Raw genomic sequence first — 23322 nt, forward strand, 5'->3', positions numbered from 1 at the left:
CGTTACACCGGCTTGAGCGGGATGTACAACTCGCCACCACCCTGCTGGAACTCGGCCGCCTTGGCCTGCATGCCCTGGGCCAGGGCTTCGGCCTCGGCCACGCCCTTTTGCGCGGCAAAGTCGCGCACTTCCTGGGTGATCTTCATCGAGCAGAACTTGGGCCCACACATCGAGCAGAAATGCGCCACCTTGGCCGAGTCCTTGGGCAGGGTCTCGTCGTGGTATTCCTTGGCCGTCTCCGGGTCCAGGCCCAGGTTGAACTGGTCCTGCCAGCGGAAGTCGAAGCGCGCCTGGCTGAGCGCATCGTCGCGCGAGCGGGCGCCGGGGTGGCCCTTGGCCACGTCGGCCGCGTGGGCGGCAATCTTGTAGGCAATGATCCCTTGCTTCACGTCGTCACGGTCGGGCAAGCCCAGGTGCTCCTTGGGCGTCACGTAGCACAGCATGGCCGTGCCCATCCAGCCGATCATGGCCGCGCCAATCGCGCTGGCGATGTGGTCATAGCCCGGCGCGATGTCGATGGTCAGCGGGCCCAGGGTGTAGAACGGCGCCTCGTGGCAGGTCTTGAGCTGCTCGGTCATGTTGGCCTGGATCATGTGCATGGGCACGTGGCCGGGGCCTTCGATCATGGTCTGCACGTCGTGCTTCCAGGCCACCTGGGTCAGCTCGCCCAGGGTGCGCAGCTCGGCAAACTGCGCTTCGTCATTCGCGTCCGATGCGCAGCCAGGGCGCAGGCCATCACCCAGGCTGAACGACACGTCGTACGCCTTCATGATGTCGCAGATGTCCTCGAAGTGCTCGTACAGGAAGCTCTCGCGGTGGTGGGCCATGCACCACTTGGCCATGATGGAGCCGCCGCGCGAGACGATGCCCGTGCGGCGCTGCGCCGTGAGGTGGATGTAGGCCAGACGCACGCCCGCGTGGATGGTGAAGTAGTCCACGCCCTGCTCAGCCTGCTCGATCAGCGTGTCGCGGAAGATGGCCCAGGTCAGGTCGTCGGCCACGCCGCCCACCTTTTCCAGCGCCTGGTAGATGGGCACCGTGCCAATCGGCACGGGCGAATTGCGCACGATCCAGTCGCGCGTGGTGTGAATGTTCTTGCCGGTGGACAGGTCCATCACGTTGTCGGCGCCCCAGCGGATGGCCCACACAAGCTTTTCCACTTCTTCTTCAATGCTGGACGTGACGGCCGAGTTGCCAATGTTGGCGTTGATCTTGACCAGGAAGTTGCGGCCAATCGCCATCGGCTCCACCTCGGGGTGGTTGATGTTGGCGGGGATGATGGCGCGGCCCCGGGCCACTTCGTCGCGCACGAATTCGGGCGTGATGATGCGCGGAATGCTGGCGCCCATGGGGTTGCCCATCAGACGCTTCTCACGGCCTGCATCAGCCATGTACTGCTCCATCCACTCGCGCTTGCCGTTTTCGCGAATGGCCACGTATTCCATCTCGGGCGTGATGATGCCCTTCTTGGCGTAGTGCATCTGGGTGACGTTGGCGCCTGCCTTGGCACGCAGGGGCTTGCGCTGCAGGGCGGCGGCTTCGGCACGCAGCTGGGCCAGGCGGGTCGCGTCTTCGCTCTTTTGCCCGTCGTCCAGCGCCACGGGCGCGCGGCCTTCGTAGTGCGCCACATCGCCACGGCCGGTGATCCAGCCGCCACGCACGCTGGCCAGGCCTTGGCGCACATCGATCACGGCGTTCGGGTCGGTGTAGGGGCCCGAGGTGTCGTACACGCTGACCAGCTCGCCGTTGGTGAGCGCGATGTCACGCACGGGCACGCGCAGGTCGGCGTGCAACTGGCCGGGGATATAGGCCTTGCGCGATGCGGGGAAGGGTTCGCGGGTGCGGGCGAGCAGCTCGGCAAACTTTTCAGCGCTGGCCAGTGGGGTGTGAGGGTCGGGGGCGTTCATGGGCAGGTCTCCTGGTTCCGGTGGCGGTGGGTCTGCTCCGGAATGGACCTGTGCGCCCCTCGGGCGGCTGCGCATGGCAGCCCCTGAGGCAAGGCGTGCCCACAGGGACTGCGGGCACGGGGACAAGGAGGTCGGCTCTTCTTCCGCCGGTATGAACCGGATCAAGTTCGTCGGGTTCGCAAGCTCGCCTGAATTCCTTCAGGACCCTTGCATCTCAGCGCATCAGCACACCCCGGAGCAGGCGCGAGTATAGGGCAGAGGAAAAACGGGCCCGCAGAGCCCGCGAATCAGCCGATACATCAGGCCAGGCGGCCGATGAGAATCACCGCAAAGAAGAACACAGCGGCAATCACCGTCCACTTGAGAATGACGAGCCCCAGGCGCTTGTAGCGCGGCTGCCCGGTGCCGGCATAAAACGCGAACGACACGGCCGCCGCCAAGAGCAGCAGCATGGCCAGCCAGCGAAAGATCAACATGGTCAGCGGGCCCTACCAGGCGCGCGCGGGCTGCGCAAAGCCGGTGGGGGCCTGGCGTTCATCCTCGAACGTGACCACCTCCCAGGCATCGCGCTGGGCCAGCAGCTCGCGCAGCAGCAGGTTGTTCATGGCATGGCCCGAGCGGAAGGCGCTGTAGTCGGCCAGCAGCGGCTTGCCAATGAGGTACAGGTCGCCCATGGCATCCAGTATCTTGTGCTTCACGAACTCGTCGTCGTAGCGCAGGCCGTCGCTGTTGAGCACCTTGTAGTCGTCCATGACGATGGCGTTGTCCAGCCCGCCGCCCAGCGCCAGGCCGTTGGAGCGCATCATTTCGACATCACGGGTGAAGCCAAAGGTGCGCGCGCGAGCAATGTCGCGGCTGTAGTTGCCTTGCCCCAGGTCAAACTCCACGCGCTGGCCGGTGGAGTCCACGGCGGGGTGGTCAAAGTCGATTTCAAAACTGAGCTTGTAGCCGTGGTACGGCGTGAGGCGCGCCCACTTGGCGTTGGCGCCTTCGCCCTCGCGCACCTCCACGGGGCGGGTGACGCGGATGAAGCGTTTGGGGGCGTTCTGCAGCTCCACCCCGGCGCTCTGCAGCAGGAACACGAACGAGGCCGAAGACCCGTCGAGGATGGGGACCTCTTCGGCCGTGATGTCCACGTAGAGGTTGTCAATGCCCAGCCCCGCGCAGGCCGACATCAGGTGCTCCACGGTGTGCACCTTGGCATTGCCCACCGCGATGGTAGACGCCAGCCGCGTGTCCGTCACCGCCTCGGCACGGATGGGAATGTCTACCGGCTGTGGCAGGTCCACCCGCCGGAACACGATGCCCGTGTCCGGCTGCGCGGGCCGCAGGGTCAACTCGACCCGCTGGCCGCTGTGCAGACCCACACCTACGGCGCGGGTCAGGGTCTTGAGGGTGCGTTGCTGGAGCATCCGCGCATTTTAGTTTCTGCGCCGCCGCCCCGCATGCGCCGATGTCTTGTCGGCTTTCCAGAGACGCGTACGTAGAGCTACCGCCGCGTTTTCACCTACTGTGCAGGCACCATTGTTCGCCGCACAATTTGGTACAGAGGGCCTTAGAAACCACAACATGAACTCACGACACTCGCCCCGCAGGAGACTCCCATGAGCAAACTCAGTTTCAAGATGAAGGTCATGCTCATGATCGGCACCGCGCTCACGGCGCTGCTGATCATGGCCATCCTGTCCCTCCTCCAGGAGCGACGGCTGATCACCGAGTCCCGCAAGGACATGCTGACCACCGCCGTCCAATCCGCCCACAGCATCGTGGTCGGCTACCAGGCCAAGGCCGCCAGCGGCGCCATGTCGGTGGAAGACGCGCAGAAAGCGGCCAAGGACGCCCTGCGCATTGCACGTTACGGCGGCCCCGAGGGCAAGACCGAATATTTCTACATCTGGACCACGGAGGGCGTGGGCGTGATGCACCCCTTCAAGACCGAATGGGACGGGCAGGACATGCTCGGCAAGGTCAAGGACGGTTCGGGCGTGGACATCATCGGCCTGCTGGTCAACGGCATGCGCAACAGCAAGGACGGCAAGGCCTTTGTGCCCACCATGTTTGCGCGCCCCGGCCAGCAGACGCCCGTGCCCAAGCTGCAGTACATCGTCAAGGTGGATGGCTGGAACTGGATGGTCGGCTCCGGGCTGTACACAGACGACGTGGATGTGATGCTGCGCCAGGCCCTGTGGTCGAGCCTGGCGCTGGTGCTGGCGGTGTTTGTGGCGGTGGGGGTGATCGGACTGCTGGTGTCGCGCTCGGTGTTGCGCCAGATCGGCGGCGAGCCCACCCACGCCATTGCCATCATGTCCGAGGTGGCCGAAGGCAACCTGGACGCGCAGATTCCGGCCGCCCCACCGGGCTCCATGCTCGACGGCCTCGCCCACATGGTGACCTCGCTGCGCAAGCTGGTGACCGAAGTGCGCTCGGCCACCGACAGCATCGCCACCGCGTCCAGCGAAATTGCGCAAGGCAACAACGACCTGGCCCACCGCACCGAAGACACGGCCAGCAACCTGCAGACCACAGCCAGCAGCATGGAGGAGCTGACCAGCACGGTGAAGCAGACCTCCGACTCCGCACAGACCGCCAACCAGATGGCCACGTCCGCCGCCGAAGTGGCAGCACGCGGGGGCGAGGTGGTGTCGCAGGTGGTGTCCACCATGCAGGACATCAACGCCAGCAGCAAGAAGATCAGCGACATCATCGGTGTCATCGACGGCATCGCGTTCCAGACCAACATCCTGGCGCTCAATGCTGCCGTGGAAGCCGCCCGTGCCGGCGAACAGGGCCGGGGCTTTGCCGTGGTGGCCGGCGAGGTGCGCAGCCTGGCGCAGCGCAGCGCCGAAGCCGCCAAGGAGATCAAGTCGCTGATCGGCGCGTCGGTCGAGAAGGTGGAGTCCGGCACCGCCCTGGTGGGCAATGCGGGCGCCACCATGACGGAGATCGTGGCCAGCGTGCAGCGCGTGACCGACATCATTGGCGAGATCCGTGCGGCCACGTCGGAGCAGAGCCAGGGCATTGCGCAGGTCAACACCGCCATGAACCAGCTGGACCAGATGACCCAGCAAAACTCGGCGCTGGTGGAAGAATCCACCGCCGCCGCCGACAGTCTGCGCGAGCAAGCCATGAAGCTCACCCAGGTGGTGGCGCTCTTCCGTGTGAACGGCAGCACCTCCGCGCCCGCCCCGGCCAGCCGGCCCGCAGCCGCGCCACGCCCCGCCGTGGCTCCTGCAGTGCGCGCCGCAACACCCCGCCCAGCCCTGGCCAAGGCGCCGGCAGCCCCTCGCCCTGCGGCGCCTTCACCCGCCCCAGCGGCGGCATTGCCCCCCAAGGCCAGCAGCCCCAAGACTGCGGCAGACAACAACGATGACTGGGAGTCTTTCTGATCGCTGAGAGGCCTGGGGCCACCCAGGCCTGAACGCGCGCTGAAGCACGCTACATCAGTAAAAAAGCCCTGCCAGCTTGCGCTGGCAGGGCTTTTTGTTTTACACCCCCATCAAGGGGCGGCGGAGTGCGATCAGCGGGGCTGTCAGTCCGCCTGCTTGCGCAGGAAGGCGGGGATCTCCAGGTCATCCATGCCGCCGGACGACAGGGCATCCACGCGGGCTGCCGCCTGCGTGCGGTTGGTGCGCCACACGCTGGGCACCGACATGCTGCCGTAGTCGGCCTGGGCACTGCCCGCATGGCCGCCAGGCACGCCCACAGCGGTACCCAGCGTGCCCACACCGGCGACGGGCATCTGGTAGGCCATGTTGTCCGTGCCCGTGCGCAGACCACCTTGCACCACCGAGATGGGCTGGCGGCGTGCATTGGCACGCGACAGGCCCGTGGCCACCACCGTCACGCGGATCTCATCGCCCAGGCTTTCGTCGTAGGCGGCGCCGAAGATCACATGCGCATCGGTGGATGCGTAGGCGTTGATGGTGTTCATGGCCTGGCGCGACTCGGACAGCTTGAGGCTGCCCTTGCTGGCCGTGACCAGCACCAGAACGCCCTTGGCGCCCGACAGGTCGATGCCTTCGAGCAGCGGGCAGGCAATGGCCTGCTCGGCAGCGATGCGTGCACGGTCTGGGCCGCTCGCCGTGGCCGTGCCCATCATGGCCTTGCCGGGCTCGCCCATCACGGTGCGCACGTCTTCAAAGTCCACGTTCACCTGGCCGTATTCGTTGATGATTTCAGCGATACCGCCCACGGCGTTCTTGAGCACGTCATTGGCGTGCGCAAAGGCCTCGTCCTGGGTGATGTCGTCACCCAGCACGTCGAGCAGCTTCTCGTTGAGCACCACGATCAGCGAGTCCACGTTGGCTTCCAGTTCGGCCAGGCCATCGTCCGCATTCTTCATGCGGCGACCACCCTCCCAGTCGAAAGGCTTGGTCACCACGCCCACGGTCAGGATGCCCATCTCCTTGGCCACGCGCGCGATCACGGGCGCAGCGCCCGTGCCCGTACCGCCGCCCATGCCCGCCGTGATGAACAGCATGTGGGCGCCGGAAATGGCTTCACGGATATCGGCCACCGCTGCCTCGGCCGCGTCGCGGGCCTTCTCGGGCTTGCCCCCTGCGCCCAGCCCGCTGTTGCCCAGCTGGATGACACGGTGGGCCGAGCTGCGCGTGAGCGCCTGCGCGTCGGTGTTGGCGCTGACAAACTCCACGCCCTGCACGCTGCGGGCAATCATGTGCTCGACGGCATTGCTGCCGCCGCCGCCCACACCGATCACCTTGATCTGGGTGCCCTGGTTGAATTCTTCGGCTTCGATCATTTCGATGGTCATCTTGGAGCTCCTGGTTCTAAATTCGTATGCAATTGCCAATTGAGAGATGGGATCATTTTTCTTGTAGTGCGTGGCGGCCCTGTACATCGCCATCGCTCGCGCGGTATCGGGTGAGGGCTCCCACGCGCTAGCCACAGGGGATATTTCATGGTCAGAAATTCCCCACGATGAAATCTTTGAAGCGTCCGAACGCGGTTTTCATGGACCCACTCTTCTGAGCCACCTTGAAGCCGCGCAGGCGCGCCAGCCGGGCTTCTTCAAGCAGGCCCATCACCGTGGCGGCACGGGGCTGGGCCACCATGTCCGCCAGAGCGCTGGAATACTTGGGGATGCCGCGCCGCACGGGCTTGAGGAAGATGTCTTCGCCCAGTTCAATCATGCCGGGCATCACCGAGCTGCCGCCCGTGAGCACGATGCCCGAGGACAACACCTCTTCGTAACCCGACTCGCGCACCACCTGCTGTACGAGCGAGAAGATTTCTTCAACGCGCGGCTCGATCACACCAGCCAGCGCCTGCTTGCTCAGCATGCGCGGGCTGCGGTCGCCCAGGCCGGGCACTTCCACCTGCGCCTCGGGGTCGGCCAGCAGCTGCTTGGCGTAGCCGCTTTCAACCTTGATGTCTTCGGCGTCCTTCGTAGGGGTGCGCAGCGCCATCGCGATGTCGCTGGTGATGAGGTCGCCCGCAATCGGGATCACCGCCGTGTGACGGATCGCACCACCCGTGAAGATGGCCACATCCGTCGTACCTGCGCCGATGTCCACCACCACCACGCCCAGCTCGCGCTCGTCGTCGGTCAGCACGGCCTGGCTGCTGGCCAGCGGGTTCAGCATGAGCTGCTCGACCTCCAGGCCGCAGCGGCGCACGCACTTGATGATGTTCTCGGCCGCGCTCTGTGCGCCGGTCACGATGTGGATCTTGGCTTCGAGGCGGATGCCGCTCATGCCAATGGGCTCCTTCACATCCTGCCCGTCGATCACAAACTCTTGCGGCTCCACCAGCAACAAGCGCTGGTCGCTGCTGATGTTGATGGCCTTGGCCGTCTCCACCACCCGCGCCACATCGGCCGAGGTGACTTCCTTGTCCTTCACGGCCACCATGCCGCTGGAGTTGAGACCGCGGATGTGGCTGCCGGTGATGCCGGTGTAGACGCGCTGGATCTTGCAGTCCGCCATCAGCTCGGCCTCTTTCAGGGCCTGCTGGATGCTCTGGACCGTGGCGTCGATGTTGACCACCACGCCCCGCTTGAGACCATTGCTCGGGGCCACGCCCAAGCCTGCGAGCTTCAGCTCGCCATTGGGCAGAACCTCGGCCACCACGGCCATGACCTTGGCGGTGCCAATGTCCAGCCCCACGACGACGTCTTTGTATTCTCTTGCCATATCAGTCTATGCCCTTCTCGGTTCTGTCCCGCTGTCCCACCAAGCCCTCACACCGCCCTCTCGGGGCCTGCAGCATGCTGCGTCCAGTCCTGTTGTTCCTCATGCCATCACCTCTTGCGCACGGCCGTGGCGCCGGTTGCGTCTGCACTCACCGTGGTCACGCCCCGCAGGCGCAGCGCGTAGCCCCCGGCGTGGCGCAGGTCTGCCGACTCCAGCGCATCCACGCGGCGGCCGTACTGCGCGGCCACCTGGGTGAGGGTTCGCACAAACCGCTGCGTGCGCTGCACCACTTCCTGCGGCGTGCCGCCGCCTAGCTCCACCACAGCCTCGCTGTCGAGGGTGGCGCGCCAGCCGCCCCGCCCTGTCAGCTCCAGCTCTTCCACATCCAGCCCAAGCGGTTGGAACACCGGCTCCAGCAGCCCGTACATCTGCAGCACCTCGGCCGAGCTGCCCGCTGGCCCCTGCAGGCGCGGCAGGCCTTCCTGCTCCACATCGCCCACATTCGCCTCGAAGACCTCGCCCTGGCTGTTGACCAGCGCCGAGCCGGTGTCCGGGCCCCAGTACGCCACGGCGTCGTGCTCCTGCAGCTCCACACGCAGGCTGCCGGGGTAGACCCGCCGCACCTGCGCGCGGCGAACCCAGGGCACCTGCTCAAAGGCCTCGCGCGCCGCGCGCAGGTCCACCGTGAAGAAGTTGCCCACCAGGTGCGGCGCCACGTTGGCCCGCAGCGTCACCGCGTTGTTGTGCACCAGTTCGCCCTGCACCACGATGCGTGCAATGGCAAAGCCGGGGTAGCGCAGCACCCACCACGCGCCCGCCGCCAGCACGGCCATGGCGCAGCCCACGAACAGGACCGACGCGGTCAGGTTCATGAGCTTGACGTCCAGGGGTGCGGGCAGCGTCTGATTCATCAGGCAGCCTTTGGCTTTGCGGGCGTGTCCAGTGCCGCATCCGCAAGGATGCGCAGGCACAGCTCTTCGTAGCTGATGCCTGAGGCCCGGGCCGACATGGGCACGAGCGAATGGCCTGTCATGCCGGGGGACGTGTTCATCTCCAGCAGGAAGGGCTTGCGGTCACTCGCACGGATCATCAGGTCGGCACGGCCCCAGCCACGGCAGCCCAGGGTGCGGTAGGCCTCCAGCACGATGCGCTGGATCTCGCGCTCTTCGGCCTCAGGCAGGCCGCTCGGGCACTGGTACTTCACATCGTCGGTGAAGTACTTGTTCTGGTAGTCGTAGGCACCATCAGGCGCCACGATGCGGATCACCGGCAACGCGCGGGCATTGGCGCCCTGGCCCAGCACGGGGCAGGTCACCTCTTCGCCCTCGATGAATTCTTCGCACAGCACGTCGGGGTCGTACTGGGCCGACAGCTGCACGGCCTCCTGCATGTCGGAATAGCCGCGCACCTTGGTCACGCCGATGGACGAACCTTCGCGCGGCGGCTTGACGATGAGGGGCAGACCCAGCTCGTCGGGCACGGTGCGCACCACTTCGCGCTGCTGGCGGTCAGGGGCCAGCCACACATAGCGCGGCGTGGGCAGGCCCTCGGCCAGCCACACCCGCTTGGTCATGACCTTGTCCATGGCAATCGCCGACGCCATCACGCCAGGGCCGGTGTACGGAATGCGCAGCAGCTCCAGCGCGCCCTGCACCGTGCCGTCTTCGCCATGGCGACCATGCAGTGCGATGAAGCAGCGCGCATAGCCGTCGCGCTTCAAATCACCCAGCGCGTTCTGCGCAGGGTCAAACGCATGGGCATCGACGCCACGGGAGCGCAGCGCCTGCAGCACGCCGCTGCCCGACATCAGCGACACCTCGCGCTCGGCCGAGTCTCCGCCCATCAGGACGGCGACCTTGCCCAGCGATTTCACGTCGATATTCGATTCAGGAAGGGTCATGGTGCGCTCCCTTCACGCGCTTTCAGCTCATTATTTTGTAGCATCTCAACCACCTTGCCGGGCACGGCACCGATGGAACCGGCGCCCATGCACATCACCACATCGCCCGCGCGTGCGTTGTCGGCAATGGCTTGGGGCAGATCGGCCACGTTGTCCACAAACACAGGCTCCACGCGCCCCGCTACACGCAAGGCACGGGCCAGCGAGCGGCCATCGGCAGCCACGACCGGCGCCTCGCCTGCGGCATACACCTCGGTGAGCAGTACCGCGTCGGCATGGCCGATCACCTTGACGAAGTCTTCGAAGCAATCGCGCGTACGCGTGTAGCGGTGCGGCTGGAAGGCCAGCACCAGGCGCCGCCCGGGAAACGCGCCACGTGCGGCTGCCAGCGTGGCAGCCATTTCCACCGGGTGGTGGCCGTAGTCGTCGATGACGGTGAAGGTGCCGCCGTCCTTCGCGGGCAGATCGCCATAGCGCTGGAAGCGCCTACCTACGCCCTTGAAGCCCGCCAGCGCGCGTTGCACGGCCTCATCGGGGATGTTCAGCTCCACCGCCACGGCAATGGCCGACAGCGCGTTGAGCACGTTGTGTTCCCCCGCGAGGTTGAGCACGACTTCCATGTCGGGCAGCGTGACGCCGTTGCGCCGCTGCACCGTGAAGCGCATCTGGCCCGCCTCGGCGCGCACGTTGATGGCACGCACCTGGGCGTCTTCCGAGAAGCCGTAGCTGGTGATGGGGCAGGTCACGCTTTGCAGGATGTCGCGCACGGCCGGGCTGTCCACACACAGGATGGCCGTGCCATAGAACGGCATGCGGTGCAGAAAGTCCACAAACGCGCCCTTGAGCCGGCCGAAGTCGTGCCCGTAGGTTTCCATGTGGTCGGCGTCGATGTTGGTCACCACCGCCATCACGGGCAGCAGGTTCAGGAACGACGCATCGGACTCATCGGCCTCGACCACGATGTAGTCGCCGCTGCCCAGTTTGGCATTGGCGCCCGCGCTGTTGAGCTTGCCGCCGATCACAAAAGTCGGGTCCAGTCCCGCCTCGGCCAGCACGCTGGTCACTAAGCTGGTGGTGGTGGTCTTGCCGTGCGTGCCAGCAATGGCAATGCCCTGCTTGAGGCGCATCAGCTCGGCCAGCATCAGCGCGCGCGGCACCACGGGGATTTTCTTTTCGCGTGCGGCCAGCACTTCGGGGTTGTCCGATGTGACTGCTGTGGACGTGACCACGGCGTCGGCACCATCGATGTGCGCGGCCGCGTGGCCGAGGCAGGTTTTGATGCCCAGGTCGGCCAGGCGGCGCAGCGTGGCGCTGTCGGCCAGGTCCGAGCCCGAGATGCGGTAGCCCAGGTTGAACAGCACTTCAGCAATGCCGCTCATGCCGGCGCCGCCCAGGCCGACGAAGTGGATGTGGCGAATCGCGTGTTTCATGCCAACTCCTCGCAGGCAGTCACCACTTCGCGGGTGGCGTTGATTTTTTGCATGTTTTTGGCCTTGAGCGCTACATCCACAAGCGTGGACCGCTCCAATTTCAATAGCATTTCAGACAACCCTTGCGGCGTCAGGTCGCGCTGCTGCACCAGCCAGCCGCCGCCCGCATTCACCAGGAACTGCGCGTTGGTGGTCTGGTGGTCGTCCACGGCCGACGGGAAGGGCACGAAGATGGACGCAGCGCCCACGGCCGCGATCTCGGTGACGGTGCTCGCACCCGCGCGGCAGACGATGATGTCGGCCGCTGCGAACGCGCTGGCGGTGTCGTCGATGAAAGGCGTCAGCTCTGCCTCAACACCCGCGACGGCATAGTTGGCTCGCAGCGCATCGATCTGCGCCGCACCGCTTTGGTGGACTACGGTGGGGCGCTGGTCGGCAGGCATCAGCGCAATGGCCTGGGGCACGATCTCGTTGAGCGCACGCGCGCCCAGGCTGCCGCCCACCACCAGCAGACGCAGCGGGCCGCTGCGGCCCGCAAACCGTTCTGCCGGGCCGGGCTGCTGTGTGAAGGCGGTACGCAGCGGGTTGCCCACCCACTGCCCCTTTTTGAACACGTTGGGGAAGGCGGTGAACACCCGGTCGGCCACACCGGCCAGCACCTTGTTCGCCATGCCCGCCACGGAGTTCTGCTCGTGCAGCACCAGAGGCTTGCCCGCGAGCACGCCCATCATCCCGCCCGGAAAGGTGATGTAGCCGCCCAGGCCCACCACCACATCGGGCTTCACACGGCGCACGACCTGCAGCGCCTGCCAGAACGCACGCAACAGGCGCAGCGGCAGCAGGGCCAGCGTGACGAGCCCCTTGCCGCGCACGCCAGAGAAATCGATGAGTTCCAGCGCAAAGCCGTGCTGCGGCACGATGCGCGACTCCATGCTGCCGGGCGCGCCCAGCCAATGCACGCGCCAGCCACGCGTACGCAGCTCTTCGGCCACAGCCAAGCCGGGGAAGATGTGGCCACCGGTGCCACCGGCCATGATGAGTGCGGTCTTTTGCTTGCTCATACGCGGCCTCCGCGCATGAGCAGCTTGTTTTCATAGTCCACGCGCAGCACCACCGCCAGCGCCACCAGGTTCATCAGGATCGCCGACCCGCCAAAACTCATCAGCGGCAGCGTGAGCCCCTTGGTCGGCAGCGCGCCCAGGTTCACGCCCATGTTGATAAAGGCCTGGAAGCCGATCCAGATCGCCACGCCCTGCGCGACAAGGCCGGAGAACACCCGGTCCAGCGCGATGGCCTGTCGGCCGATGTGCATGATGCGGCGGGTCATCCAGAGGAACAGGATGATGAGCGCCACCACACCCACAAGGCCAAACTCCTCGCCGATCACGGCCATCAGGAAGTCGGTGTGCGCCTCGGGCAGCCAGTGCAACTTCTCCACGCTGCCGCCTAGCCCCACGCCAAACACCTCGCCCCGCCCGATGGCGATCAGCGAGTGCGACAGCTGGTAGCCCTTGCCCAGCGCATGCTGTTCGCTGAAAGGGTCGAGGTAGGCAAACACGCGCTCGCGGCGCCAAGGGGAGCTGGCGATCATCAACGCAAAGGCACCTACCAGTACCCCTGCGATCAAGAAGAACATGCGGGCATTCACACCGCCGAGGAACAGGATGCCCATGGCAATCACGGCCACCACCATGAAGGCGCCCATATCGGGCTCGGCCAGCAGCAGCACGCCGACGATGGCCACCGCAGCGCCCATGGGCAGCACGGCACGGAAGAAGCGCTCCTTCACCTCCATCTTGCGCACCATGTAGTCGGCGGCATAGATCAGCACCGCAAACTTGGCCACCTCGGACGGCTGGAAGCCCACCGGCCCGATGGACAGCCAACGGCGCGCGCCGTTGACCACTTTGCCCACGCCAGGAATCAGCACCGCCACCAGCATGAGCAGGGCCACAATGAACAACCAAGGCGCCACGCGCTCCCACAGCGCCATGGGCACCTGGAACGCCAGCAGCGCCGCCACAAAACCCACCACCAAGTACATCATGTGGCGGGTCAGAAAATGGGTGGACGCATAGTTGGCAAAGCGCGGGTTGTCCGGCATGGCAATCGACGCCGAATAGACCATCACCAGCCCCCAGGCCAGCAGCGCCACCACCACCCAGAGCAGGGCCTGGTCAAAGCCCAGCACGCTCGCGGGCGTGCTGGACGACTGTCGGTACTCGGTGCCGCCCACGCGCACGGGCAACACGTCGGCCGCCTTGCTGGGCAGGCCGCCGAACCAGCCGGTCACGCGTTGGAGCAGGGTGCTGGCGGGTGCTGTCATTGCATTCCCTCCGCCGACTGGCCCGCATCGTCGACCATCGCCCGCACGGTCTCGCAAAAGACGTGGGCGCGGTGCTCGTAGTCCTTGAACATGTCGAAGCTGGCACAGGCAGGCGACATCAGCACTGCGTCGCCAGAATGGGCGCGCTGCGCTGCCAGTGCGACGGCCTCAGGCAAGGTGCCCGCATCGAGCAGTGGTACGCCTGTGTCCTGCAGCGCCGTGCGGATCAGCGGTGCGTCGCGGCCGATCAGCACCACCGCACGTGCATAGCGCGCGACGGGGGCTGCCAGGGGCGCAAAGTCCTGCCCTTTGCCTTCTCCGCCCAAAATGACCACCAGACGCCGCTCCGTGCCCAACCCCACCAGCGCTGCCGCCGTGGCGCCTACGTTGGTTCCCTTGCTGTCGTCAAAATATTCCACGCCATGGATGATGGCCACGGGTTCCACGCGGTGCGGCTCACCCCGGTATTCACGCAGGCCATACAGCATGGGCGCCAGCGGGCAACCCGCTGCCGTGGCCAGCGCCAGCGCCGCCAAGGCGTTGGTGGCGTTGTGGCGCCCCCGGATGTGCAGCGCATCCGCCGGCATGAGCCGCTGGATGTGCAGGTCCTCTTCGACCTCGTTGCGGCCACGCTTGCGGGTTTCGTCGGCATCCATGGCACGCACCAGCCAGGGCATACCGCTGACCACCTCAATGCCGAAGTCGCCCGGACGCCGGGGCATGTCGCCACCAAAGGTGATGTGTGCGCGCGCCTGCGGCTTTTGTAGCTTGACCTTGACGGGCGGTGGCAGCATGCCCATCACCGCAGGGTCTTCGCGGTTCAGGATCATCAAGCCCGTCTGGCCAAAGATGCGTGCCTTGGCCGCAGCGTAGGCCTCGATGCTGCCGTGCCAGTCCAGGTGGTCCTGCGTGATGTTGAGCACCGTGGCGGCTGTGGGCTCGAAGCCGCCTTCACCCCCATGCACGCCATCCAGCTGAAAACTCGACAGCTCCAGCACCCACACATCGGGCAAGGTGTCGGAGTCCAGGTGTTCTGCCAGTGTGTCGAGCAGGGTCGGACCGATGTTGCCGGCCACGGCCACGCGTTTGCCCGAGCGTTCCACCAGTTGGCCGGTGAGCGAGGTCACAGTGGTCTTGCCGTTGGTACCGGTGATGGCCAGCACGGCGGGGGCATACGCGTGCGATGCACGCAGCGCAGCCAAGGCCGTGGCATACAGGCTCAACTCACCGCCAGCGCTGATGTTGCTTGCGCGAGCCGCTTCCAAAACAGGAGCCACTGCCTCGGGGCTCAGCCCTGGCGAACGATAGACCGCGCGCAAGTTCTGCCCCTGCACCAGACTGGTATCGAATGCGCCCGACACAAAACGCACCCGGGGCAGCTCCTGCTGCAGCGCGGGAAGTTGCGGCGGGGCAGCGCGCGTATCGGCCACGGTGACCCGCGCACCACAACGCACACACCAGCGTGCCATCGCCATGCCCGAGGCGCCCAGGCCCAGGATCAGGATGTGCTGGTCTTGCAGCAGGTTCGCCACGCCTTCGCGCGCCGGGCCTGCAGGCACATCGGGCGTGGTGGACTCGTCGGCCTCAGCGGTCTCGGCAACGTCCGCGCTGTCCGCAGCGCCCGGCTCGGGGGCAGTCACCTCGGCAAAAATCTGCGCCACAAAGTCCGCCGCTGCCTTCGCGGCGGAGACGGCGGGCACGGCCTCGGGGTTCCAGGCGGTACTGGTGCTTTTGGCTGCGGGCGCAGCGTCTGTGGCCTCCCTGCCTGTCGCGGCAACAACCTGCTCAGGATTCGCCTCAGGCACTGCGGGCTCTGCGGGCGCTACGGGCAAAGGGGCCTGCATGCCAGGATCGCCTTCGGGAGTGCCGTCCGCACCCACCCAGGCCCCTGCCAACGGGGGCATGGCCTCGGGCGTACCGAGGGGGTCAGGGACAAGAGGATCGTTCGGGTTCATCGCAGTTTCAGCGTGGACAGCCCAATCAGGCACAGCAGCATGGTGATGATCCAGAAGCGCACAACCACCTGCGTTTCCTTCCAGCCGCTCTTCTCAAAGTGGTGGTGCAGCGGCGCCATCTTGAGCAGGCGGCGGCCTTCACCGTAGCGCTTCTTGGTGAACTTGAACCAGGCCACCTGCAGCATCACCGACAGGGCCTCGACCACAAAGATGCCACCCATGATGGCGAGCACGATTTCCTGGCGCACGATGATGGCGATGGTGCCCAGGGCACCGCCCAGCGCGAGCGCACCCACGTCACCCATGAAGACCTGGGCAGGGTGCGCGTTGAACCACAAAAACGCCAAGCCTGCGCCCGCCATGGCTGCGCAGAAGATCAGCAGTTCGCCCGACCCCGGAATGTGCGGAAAGAACAGGTACTTGGAGTACACCGAGCTACCGGTGACGTAGGCAAACACACCCAGAGCCGAACCCACCATCACCACGGGCATGATGGCCAGGCCGTCCAGACCATCGGTCAGGTTCACCGCATTGCTCGAACCCACGATGACGAGGTAGGTGAGGATCACGAAACCGAGCACGCCCAGGGGGTAGCTCACCTCTTTGAAGAACGGCAACTGCAGGCCCGCCTTGGGCGGCAGGTCGAGCGAAAAGCCCGACTGCACCCAGCCCACAAACAGCTCCCACACCTTGGCGTTGGAGCTTTCAGAAATGCTGAACACCAGGTACAGCGCGGCCATGAGGCCGATCACCGACTGCCAGAAGTACTTCTCGCGCGAACGCATGCCCTCGGGGTCTTTGTTGACCACCTTGCGCCAGTCGTCCACCCAGCCGATGGCGCCAAAACCAAGCGTGACGATGAGCACAATCCACACAAAGCGGTTGGACAGGTCAAACCACAGCAGGGTGGAAATGGCGATCGACAACAGGATCAGCACACCGCCCATGGTGGGCGTGCCGCTCTTGGACAGGTGCGACTGCATTGCATAGCCCCGAATGGGCTGGCCGATCTTGAGCGAGGTGAGGATACGGATCACCTTGGGGCCGGCCACCAGCCCGATGAGCAGCGCCGTCATGGCAGCCATCACCGCACGGAACGTGAGGTACTGGAACACCCGGAAAAAGCCGAACTCGGGCGACAGCCCTTGCAGCCATTGCGACAGCATCAGCAGCATGTGGCACCTCCGGCGCAGGCTGGCACCGTGCGGGCAATATCAATGCGTTGCGCCATGGTGTCCCTCCCGTGGGTTGATCGGCTTTTGTTGTTGTTCTGCGGGCAGTGCGGCGGCGCTGATCGCCTCGACCACCTGTTCCATCTTCATGAATCGCGATCCCTTGACCAGAACGCTGCCCACCGTGGGCAGAGCCTGGCGCACGGCATCCTGCAGGGCGGCCATCTCGTTGAAATGTCGGGCCCCATCGCCATAGGCCGAAGCAGCATGCACCGACTGCGCACCCAGAACAAACATCGTGGGGATGCCCGCCTCACGGGCCAGTGCGCCCGCCTCGGCATGGAACTGCGGGCCCTGGTCGCCCACCTCGCCCATGTCGCCCATCACCAGCAGTTGAGGGCCCGGCAGTTCGGCCAGCACCTGGATGGCAGCGTGCATGGAATCGGGGTTGGCGTTGTAGGTGTCATCCACCACTGTGATGTCGCGGCCCGCAACGGACACGCTGAACGCGCGCGAACGCCCCTTGACCGGGGTGAAGTCGCGCAACCCCTGGGCCACGGCCGCAACCGGTGCACCCGCTGCCAGCGTGCACGCCGTGGCCGCCAGTGCGTTCGTCACGTTGTGGCGGCCTGCGATGTGGAGACGGGTGGTGATCTCGCCGCGTGGCGTGGCCAGGGTGACCGCCCAGGCGCCGCGCTCCCAGGTGGCCTGTGCACAGCGGACATCGCCGCCATCGCCAAAGGTCACCGTGCGGCGGCCGGGCCGCTCCATGGCAAGCGATTGCCACAGGCTCGTGTACGCATCCCCTGCCGGGAATACGGCCACACCATCGGCCGGCAGGCTGGCAAACACCGAACCGTTCTCGCGGGCCACGGCCTCCACGGTGTGCATGAATTCCAGATGCTCGCGCTGCGCGTTGTTGACCAAGGCGACCGTGGGCTGGGCCATGGCCGCCAGTGTGGCGATCTCGCCAGGGTGGTTCATGCCCATCTCAATCACGGCGGCGCGGTGGCTGGCGCGCAGGCGCATCAGCATCAGCGGCACACCGATGTCGTTGTTGAAATTACCCTGCGTGGCAAACGCAGCCTCGCCCTGCCAGGCACGCAGAATGGACGCAATCATCTGCGTCACCGTGGTCTTGCCGTTGCTGCCCGTCACGCCGATCAGCGGCAGGTGAAATTGCGTGCGCCAGCCGGTGGCCAGCGCGCCCAACGCCGCCAGGCTGTTGGGCACTTCGATGCCGGGCAAGCCTGCGGCTTCCAGACCACCGTGTGCGATGGCGGCCGCAGCGCCGCCAGCCCGGGCGTCGGCCAAGAAGGAGTTGGCATCAAAGCGCTCGCCCTTGAGGGCCACAAACAAATCGCCTGGCTGCAACGTGCGCGTGTCGGTGTGCACGCGCGCCAGCGGGGTGGCGCCATCGCCCACCAGACGGGCGGCAGGGATACTGGGCTGCAGCAGTGCCCAGGCTTGCTGCAGGGTCATGACGGGTTCAAAACTGTTCATGCCCATGTGTGGGCTCCTCGGGCCTGCAGCGCAGCCTGCGCGTGGGCCATGTCGGAGAACGGCACACGCACGCCTGCCGCCTCCTGGGTGTCTTCGTGACCCTTGCCGGCAATCAGCACCACATCGGCGGGCGCGGCCTCGGCAATGGCCTGGGCGATGGCGACGGCACGGTCGGGCTCGGCTCGCACCGTGCCACCGGCAATCGTGCCCTGCAGGATCTGGTGCAGGATGGCAGCCGGGTCTTCGCTGCGGGGGTTGTCGCTGGTCACCACCACTTGGTCGGCCTGCTGCTGGGCCACGGCGCCCATCAGCGGGCGCTTGCCCGCATCACGGTCGCCGCCGCAGCCGAACACGCACCACAGCCGCCCGCCACGCTCGGCCACCAGGGGGCGAAGGGCTTGCAGGGCCTTGTCCAAAGCATCGGGGGTGTGGGCGTAGTCCACCGCCACCAGGGGTTGGCCCACCGCCACCAGCCGCTGCATGCGCCCCGGCACGGGCTGCAGGCTGGCGCAGGCACGCACGGCGCGGTCCAGCGGCACACCCAGGCTGCGCAGCGTGGCCAGCACACCCAGCAGGTTGAGCACGTTGTATTGGCCGATCACGCGGGTTTGCAGCAGATGACGGTCATTGCCCTCCACCACCGTGAAGCGCAGGCCCTGGTCACCCAGGGCGATGTCTTGTGCCGTCAGACGCGCAGGTGCCTGGGCCGAGACGCTCCACCGATCCAGCGCACTGCCTTTCAGCTCGCCATGCAGTTGGGCGCCTGCGGGGTCGTCCACATTGACGATGGCGGCCTGCAGGCCGGGCCAGTCGAACAGCGCGCGCTTGGCCAGCCAGTAGTCGGCCATGCTGCCGTGGTAGTCCAGGTGGTCCTGCGTGAAGTTGGTGAAGATGGCGGTGTGGATCTGCGTGCCATCGAGCCGGGCCTCGGCCAGTCCAATCGACGAGGCCTCGATGGCACAAGCACCAAGGCCCTGCGCCACAAACTGGGCAAACGCGCGCTGCAACCGCACCGGGTCGGGCGTGGTCATGCCGGTGGAGGCCAGCGCGGGAGGCACTCCCATGCCCAAAGTGCCCACCAGCGCACATTGATCTTGCCCCGATCGCTCCTCATTCGATAGCGCATTCAGCGCACCCGCCAGCCACCAGGCCGTGCTGGTCTTGCCGTTGGTTCCGGTCACGGCCAGCACCTTCAGCTGCTGCGTGGGTTGTGCAAACCATTCAGCGGCAATGGGCCCTGTGGCGGCCTTGAGGCCTGGCAGCGCAGCCATGTGGTCGCCCTCGAAAGCGAAAGCCTCGACCCCCGCCTGTTCGACCAGGCAAGCCGTGGCACCGCGGACCATGGCATCGGCCACATGCGCTCGGCCGTCGGTGGCGGCGCCGGGCCAGGCAATGAAGCCGTCGCCGGGCGTGATCTGGCGGCTGTCGGTGTGCAGGGTGCCGGTGACGCGCGTGCGCAGCCATTGCACGGCCTCGCCCGCGGTCTGCAGGGTGTGGAGCGGCGCTGGCATCACAGCGACTCCTCCACCGCATTGGCCACGATCTGCGGCTTGACCGCCATGTCGGGCTGCACGCCCATCATGCGCAGGGTTTGCTGCACCACCTCGCTGAACACCGGCGCGGCCACAGCGCCGCCGTAGAACACGCCGTTGCTGGGCTCGTCGATCATCACGGCCACGATGATGCGGGGCTTGTCGATGGGCGCCATGCCGGTGAACCACGCACGGTACTTGCCCGAGGCGTAGTTCTTGCCCACCTGCTTGCGCGCGGTGCCCGACTTGCCGCCCACCGAGTAGCCCACGGTCTGCGCCTTCTGGCCTGTGCCGCCGGGGCCTGCGGCCATCTGCAGCATCTTGCGCACCTGGTCGGCCGTGCGCTCAGAAAACACGGGCACGCCCACGGCGGGCTCGCTGGTCTTGAGCATGGTGGCGGGAATGACCCGGCCGCCATTGGCAAACACGGTGTACGACCGCGCCATCTGGAACAGGCTGGCCGACAGACCGTAGCCGTAGGACATGGTGGCCTGCTCCACCGGGCGCCAGCTCTTGTAAGGGCGCAGGCGCCCCGTCACCACACCCGGGAAGTGCAGTTGCGGCTTCTGGCCAAAACCGGCCGCCGAGAAGGTCTCCCACATCTCGCGCGCGGGCATCTGCATGGCCAGCTTGGTGGTGCCCACGTTGCTGGACTTCTGGATCACGCCTTCCACCGTGAGCACGCCATAGTTGTGCGTGTCCGAGATCGTGGAGCCGGTGATGGTGATGCGCCCGGGGTTGGTATCCACGATGGTCTCGGGGCGCACGCGGCCCGTCTCCAGCGCGAGGCCAATGGTGAACGGCTTCATGGTGGAGCCGGGCTCGAACACGTCGGTGAGCGCGCGGTTGCGCAGCTGCTCGCCGGTGAGGTTCTGGCGCTTGTCGGGCACGTAGCTGGGGTAGTTGGCCAGCGCCAACAGCTCGCCGGTGTGGGCATCGAGCACCACCACGCTGCCCGCCTTGGCCTTGTGCGCGGCCACCTGGTCGCGCAGCTTCTGGTACGCAAAGAACTGCACCTTGCTGTCGATGGACAGCTGCATGTCCTTGCCGTCGACCGGGGGCACGGTTTCGCCCACGCTTTCCACCACGCGACCCAGGCGGTCCTTGATCACGCGGCGCGAACCGGGCTTGCCCGCCAGCTCCTTGTCGAACGCCAGCTCCATGCCCTCCTGGCCATGGTCTTCCACGTTGGTGAAGCCCACCACGTGCGCGGCGGCTTCGCCCTCGGGGTATTGGCGCTTGTATTCCTTGCGCTGGTAGATGCCCTTGATGTCCAGAGCTGCAATCTGCTGGCCCACATCCCAGTCGAGCTGGCGCTTGATCCAGACAAAGGTCTTGTCCTCGTCCGCCAGCTTCTTCAGTAGATCGGCCTGCGGCATGTCCAGCAGCTTGGCCAGCTGCTTGAGCTTGGCGCGGACCTCGGGCTTGTCCTGGTCCACGTCTTCAGGAATGGCCCAGATGCTCGCAGCTGGCACGCTGGATGCGAGGATCAGGCCATTGCGGTCCACGATCTTGCCGCGGTTGGCAGGCAGCTCCAGCGTGCGCGCAAACCGCACCTCACCCTGGCGCTGGAAGAACGCGTTGCCAAACACCTGCACATAGGCCGCCCGCCCAGCCAGCCCCAGAAAACCCAGCGCAATCACCGCCACGATGAACTTGCTGCGCCAGACCGGTGTCTTGCTGGCCAGCAGAGGGCTTGAGGTGTAGAGCACACTGCGGCTCATGGCTGCGCCCCCGCAGGTTGCGAAGCGGCGGCTGCCGCTGCTGCATTGGCAGTTGCGACACCCTGTGGGTCAGACACGTACTGCGTGATGGCTGGCGTGGCGGTGCGCATGTTCAGCTGCGCACGCGCGATCCTTTCCACCCGCAGCGGCGTGGCCTGGGCGCGCTTTTCCACCTGCAGGCGCTGGTGCTCCGTCTCCAGACGGCGCGCCTCGGCCACCGCGCGGTCCAGCTCGGTGAACAGGCGGCGCGATTCGTACTGGGTGTGCACCAGGTAGATCGCGCTGGCAAGCACCGCCAGCAAAAGGACCACGTTCAGCCGCGTCATGTCAGACGACTGCCGTGCGCTCGGCCACGCGCATGATGGCGCTGCGCGAGCGGGGATTGGACTCGACCTCGGCCGCACTGGGCTTGATGCGGTCGAGCGCGATGAGCCTCATGGCCTGCGGCGCGGCAAACGGTGCGCGGCGGTCGTAGACCTCCTTGGAGTGTTTCGCGATGAATTGTTTGACGATACGGTCTTCGAGCGAGTGGAAGCTGATGACCACCAGCCGCCCGCCGGGCTGCAGCACCGAGAGGCTGGCCTCTAGCGCCTGTTGCAGCTCTTCAAGCTCGGCGTTGATGAAAATCCGAAGAGCTTGAAATGTGCGCGTTGCAGGGTTCTGGCCCGGCTCGCGGGTTTTGACCGCGCCAGCCACGAGGTCGGCCAGTTCTGCGGTGGTTGCAAGAGGACCCCGTTCTTCGCGCCGAGCAACAATCGCCTTTGCAATGGGGCCAGCAAACCGTTCTTCACCGTAGTCACGTATCACCTCCGCAATCTGACCGACTTCGGCCGTGGCCAACCAATCGGCCACGCTTTCGCCGCGCGTGGTGTCCATGCGCATGTCCAGCGGGCCGTCAAAACGGAAACTGAAGCCCCGCTCGGGGCTGTCGATCTGGGGCGAGCTCACACCCAGGTCCATCAGCACGCCCGCAGCGCTGGCAGGCGGCAGGTCGGCCAGATGGCGAAAACCTTCGTGCCGAATGGAAAAACGCGCATCGGTGATGCGCGTTGCTTCGGCGATGGCCTCGGGGTCCTTGTCAAAGGCCACCAAGCGCCCCTGGGGGCCCAGCCGGAGCAGGATGAGGCGGGAGTGCCCGCCGCGCCCGAAGGTCGCATCGACCCAGGTGCCGGAAGGCTCCGGGCCTGCGCCGCCCAAGAGAGAGTCCACAGCCTCATTCAGCAGGACGGTGGTGTGTTGCAAGGGAGATGTCACAGCGCGCCTCAGAAGGAAAAGTCCTTGAAGACATCCGGCATCTCGCCCTGCATGGCCTTGGCCTCCTGCTCGTCGTAGGTGGCCTTGTCCCAGAGCTCGAAATGGTTGCCCATGCCCAGCAGCATGGTGTCTTTGGAGATACCGGCGGCTTCGCGCAGCTCCGGGGAGATCAGCACACGGCCGGTGGCGTCCATGTCCACGTCCATGGCGTTGCCCAGAAAGATGCGCTTCCACCACTGGGCGGACATGGGCAGCTGGGCAATGCGCTCGCGGAACTTCTCCCATTCAGGACGGGGAAAGACCATGAGGCAGCCGTGCGGGTGCTTGGTGATGGTGAGCTGACCGGATGCCGTGGCCGCGAGGACGTCACGATGCCGGGTCGGCACGGACAGCCGACCCTTCGCATCGAGACTCAGCGACGAGGCACCTTGAAACACGGACAGATTCCCAGTTCGGTTTTGCGCCTC

General features: G+C 66.1%; 19 protein-coding genes and 1 riboswitch. Of the genes, 1 reads left to right on the forward strand and 18 read right to left on the reverse strand.

Translation table 11 applies throughout. From position 1 onward, the window contains the following. Nucleotides 1-2 precede the first annotated feature (2 nt). The 3 genes from thiC to lpxC all read right to left on the reverse strand — a co-directional run bounded on the left by thiC (nt 3) and on the right by lpxC (nt 3319). On the reverse strand, nt 3-1907 hold the full coding sequence (gene thiC / locus DNK89_RS18980) for a phosphomethylpyrimidine synthase ThiC (protein WP_110961379.1): 1905 nt from the start codon (nt 1905-1907) through the stop codon (nt 3-5). Between the two features lie 121 nt (nt 1908-2028). Further along, nucleotides 2029-2152: riboswitch (TPP riboswitch) on the reverse strand. A 54-nt stretch (nt 2153-2206) separates the two neighbouring features. After that, nucleotides 2207-2383, reverse strand: coding sequence for a hypothetical protein (locus tag DNK89_RS24595; RefSeq protein ID WP_015012563.1), 177 nt, complete (start codon nt 2381-2383; stop codon nt 2207-2209). 12 nt (nt 2384-2395) lie between these two features. Next, nucleotides 2396-3319: a UDP-3-O-acyl-N-acetylglucosamine deacetylase gene (gene lpxC, locus DNK89_RS18985; RefSeq protein WP_110961380.1), complete on the reverse strand. Its 924-nt coding sequence runs from the start codon at nt 3317-3319 to the stop codon at nt 2396-2398. Between the two features lie 192 nt (nt 3320-3511). Here lpxC and DNK89_RS18990 point away from each other — a divergent pair, with 192 nt between their 5' ends. Continuing rightward, nucleotides 3512-5293, forward strand: a complete 1782-nt coding sequence (locus DNK89_RS18990; RefSeq protein ID WP_110961381.1) for a methyl-accepting chemotaxis protein — start codon at nt 3512-3514, stop codon at nt 5291-5293. Between the two features lie 143 nt (nt 5294-5436). Here DNK89_RS18990 and ftsZ read toward each other — a convergent pair whose 3' ends face one another. The 15 genes from ftsZ to mraZ all read right to left on the reverse strand — a co-directional run bounded on the left by ftsZ (nt 5437) and on the right by mraZ (nt 23292). Next, nucleotides 5437-6678 carry a cell division protein FtsZ gene (gene ftsZ, locus DNK89_RS18995; RefSeq protein WP_060985579.1) on the reverse strand — a complete coding sequence of 414 codons (1242 nt, stop codon included), beginning with the start codon at nt 6676-6678 and terminating at the stop codon, nt 5437-5439. Between the two features lie 151 nt (nt 6679-6829). After that, entirely contained in the window at nt 6830-8059 is a 1230-nt protein-coding gene (ftsA, locus tag DNK89_RS19000) for a cell division protein FtsA (protein WP_015012559.1), read from the reverse strand. Nucleotides 8060-8166: 107 nt separating this feature from the next. Further along, a complete protein-coding gene (locus tag DNK89_RS19005; RefSeq protein ID WP_110961382.1) occupies nt 8167-8970 on the reverse strand; it encodes a cell division protein FtsQ/DivIB in 804 nt (267 codons plus the stop codon). Then, complete coding sequence (locus DNK89_RS19010) at nt 8970-9959, reverse strand: D-alanine--D-alanine ligase (protein ID WP_015012557.1); 990 nt, start codon at nt 9957-9959, stop codon at nt 8970-8972. The genes DNK89_RS19005 and DNK89_RS19010 overlap by 1 nt, the downstream gene beginning before the upstream one ends. After that, on the reverse strand, nt 9956-11389 hold the full coding sequence (gene murC / locus DNK89_RS19015; RefSeq protein WP_110961383.1) for a UDP-N-acetylmuramate--L-alanine ligase: 1434 nt from the start codon (nt 11387-11389) through the stop codon (nt 9956-9958). Before murC ends, DNK89_RS19010 begins: the two co-directional genes overlap by 4 nt. Then, entirely contained in the window at nt 11386-12450 is a 1065-nt protein-coding gene (gene murG / locus DNK89_RS19020) for an undecaprenyldiphospho-muramoylpentapeptide beta-N-acetylglucosaminyltransferase (protein WP_110961384.1), read from the reverse strand. The genes murC and murG overlap by 4 nt, the downstream gene beginning before the upstream one ends. Beyond that, nucleotides 12447-13715: a putative lipid II flippase FtsW gene (ftsW, locus tag DNK89_RS19025; RefSeq protein ID WP_110961385.1), complete on the reverse strand. Its 1269-nt coding sequence runs from the start codon at nt 13713-13715 to the stop codon at nt 12447-12449. Before ftsW ends, murG begins: the two co-directional genes overlap by 4 nt. Continuing rightward, on the reverse strand, nt 13712-15670 hold the full coding sequence (murD, locus tag DNK89_RS19030) for a UDP-N-acetylmuramoyl-L-alanine--D-glutamate ligase (protein WP_370220936.1): 1959 nt from the start codon (nt 15668-15670) through the stop codon (nt 13712-13714). Before murD ends, ftsW begins: the two co-directional genes overlap by 4 nt. Then, entirely contained in the window at nt 15667-16845 is a 1179-nt protein-coding gene (gene mraY, locus DNK89_RS19035; RefSeq protein ID WP_110961387.1) for a phospho-N-acetylmuramoyl-pentapeptide-transferase, read from the reverse strand. Before mraY ends, murD begins: the two co-directional genes overlap by 4 nt. 39 nt (nt 16846-16884) lie before the next feature. Next, a complete protein-coding gene (murF, locus tag DNK89_RS19040; RefSeq protein WP_110961388.1) occupies nt 16885-18351 on the reverse strand; it encodes a UDP-N-acetylmuramoyl-tripeptide--D-alanyl-D-alanine ligase in 1467 nt (488 codons plus the stop codon). Then, the gene (locus DNK89_RS19045) at nt 18342-19856 is read right to left on the reverse strand and encodes a UDP-N-acetylmuramoyl-L-alanyl-D-glutamate--2,6-diaminopimelate ligase (RefSeq protein ID WP_110961389.1); all 1515 of its coding nucleotides are present in this window, start codon (nt 19854-19856) and stop codon (nt 18342-18344) included. Before DNK89_RS19045 ends, murF begins: the two co-directional genes overlap by 10 nt. Continuing rightward, complete coding sequence (locus tag DNK89_RS19050; RefSeq protein WP_015012549.1) at nt 19856-21601, reverse strand: penicillin-binding protein 2; 1746 nt, start codon at nt 21599-21601, stop codon at nt 19856-19858. The genes DNK89_RS19045 and DNK89_RS19050 overlap by 1 nt, the downstream gene beginning before the upstream one ends. Beyond that, on the reverse strand, nt 21598-21927 hold the full coding sequence (ftsL, locus tag DNK89_RS19055; protein ID WP_015012548.1) for a cell division protein FtsL: 330 nt from the start codon (nt 21925-21927) through the stop codon (nt 21598-21600). Before ftsL ends, DNK89_RS19050 begins: the two co-directional genes overlap by 4 nt. Before the next feature lies 1 nt (nt 21928). Next, nucleotides 21929-22855 (reverse strand): 16S rRNA (cytosine(1402)-N(4))-methyltransferase RsmH, encoded by a 927-nt coding sequence (rsmH, locus tag DNK89_RS19060; RefSeq protein WP_110961390.1) that lies wholly within the window; start codon nt 22853-22855, stop codon nt 21929-21931. An 8-nt stretch (nt 22856-22863) separates the two neighbouring features. Beyond that, nucleotides 22864-23292 carry a division/cell wall cluster transcriptional repressor MraZ gene (gene mraZ, locus DNK89_RS19065; protein ID WP_015012546.1) on the reverse strand — a complete coding sequence of 143 codons (429 nt, stop codon included), beginning with the start codon at nt 23290-23292 and terminating at the stop codon, nt 22864-22866. Nucleotides 23293-23322 lie beyond the last annotated feature (30 nt).

Source organism: Acidovorax sp. ST3 (assembly GCF_003231145.1).
GTDB lineage: Bacteria > Pseudomonadota > Gammaproteobacteria > Burkholderiales > Burkholderiaceae_C > Acidovorax.

Coding starts and splice junctions, on each gene's coding strand:
- thiC (WP_110961379.1), bottom strand. CDS start 1,907: ATGAACGCCCCCGACCCTCACACCCCACTGGCCAGCGCTGAAAAGTTT.
- ftsZ (WP_060985579.1), bottom strand. CDS start 6,678: ATGACCATCGAAATGATCGAAGCCGAAGAATTCAACCAGGGCACCCAG.
- DNK89_RS19010 (WP_015012557.1), bottom strand. CDS start 9,959: ATGACCCTTCCTGAATCGAATATCGACGTGAAATCGCTGGGCAAGGTC.
- ftsA (WP_015012559.1), bottom strand. CDS start 8,059: ATGGCAAGAGAATACAAAGACGTCGTCGTGGGGCTGGACATTGGCACC.
- DNK89_RS24595 (WP_015012563.1), bottom strand. CDS start 2,383: ATGTTGATCTTTCGCTGGCTGGCCATGCTGCTGCTCTTGGCGGCGGCC.
- ftsW (WP_110961385.1), bottom strand. CDS start 13,715: ATGACAGCACCCGCCAGCACCCTGCTCCAACGCGTGACCGGCTGGTTC.
- murD (WP_370220936.1), bottom strand. CDS start 15,670: ATGAACCCGAACGATCCTCTTGTCCCTGACCCCCTCGGTACGCCCGAG.
- murG (WP_110961384.1), bottom strand. CDS start 12,450: ATGAGCAAGCAAAAGACCGCACTCATCATGGCCGGTGGCACCGGTGGC.
- mraY (WP_110961387.1), bottom strand. CDS start 16,845: ATGCTGCTGATGCTGTCGCAATGGCTGCAAGGGCTGTCGCCCGAGTTC.
- DNK89_RS19045 (WP_110961389.1), bottom strand. CDS start 19,856: ATGCCAGCGCCGCTCCACACCCTGCAGACCGCGGGCGAGGCCGTGCAA.
- murC (WP_110961383.1), bottom strand. CDS start 11,389: ATGAAACACGCGATTCGCCACATCCACTTCGTCGGCCTGGGCGGCGCC.
- murF (WP_110961388.1), bottom strand. CDS start 18,351: ATGGGCATGAACAGTTTTGAACCCGTCATGACCCTGCAGCAAGCCTGG.
- DNK89_RS19005 (WP_110961382.1), bottom strand. CDS start 8,970: ATGAATCAGACGCTGCCCGCACCCCTGGACGTCAAGCTCATGAACCTG.
- lpxC (WP_110961380.1), bottom strand. CDS start 3,319: ATGCTCCAGCAACGCACCCTCAAGACCCTGACCCGCGCCGTAGGTGTG.
- ftsL (WP_015012548.1), bottom strand. CDS start 21,927: ATGACGCGGCTGAACGTGGTCCTTTTGCTGGCGGTGCTTGCCAGCGCG.
- DNK89_RS18990 (WP_110961381.1), top strand. CDS start 3,512: ATGAGCAAACTCAGTTTCAAGATGAAGGTCATGCTCATGATCGGCACC.
- DNK89_RS19050 (WP_015012549.1), bottom strand. CDS start 21,601: ATGAGCCGCAGTGTGCTCTACACCTCAAGCCCTCTGCTGGCCAGCAAG.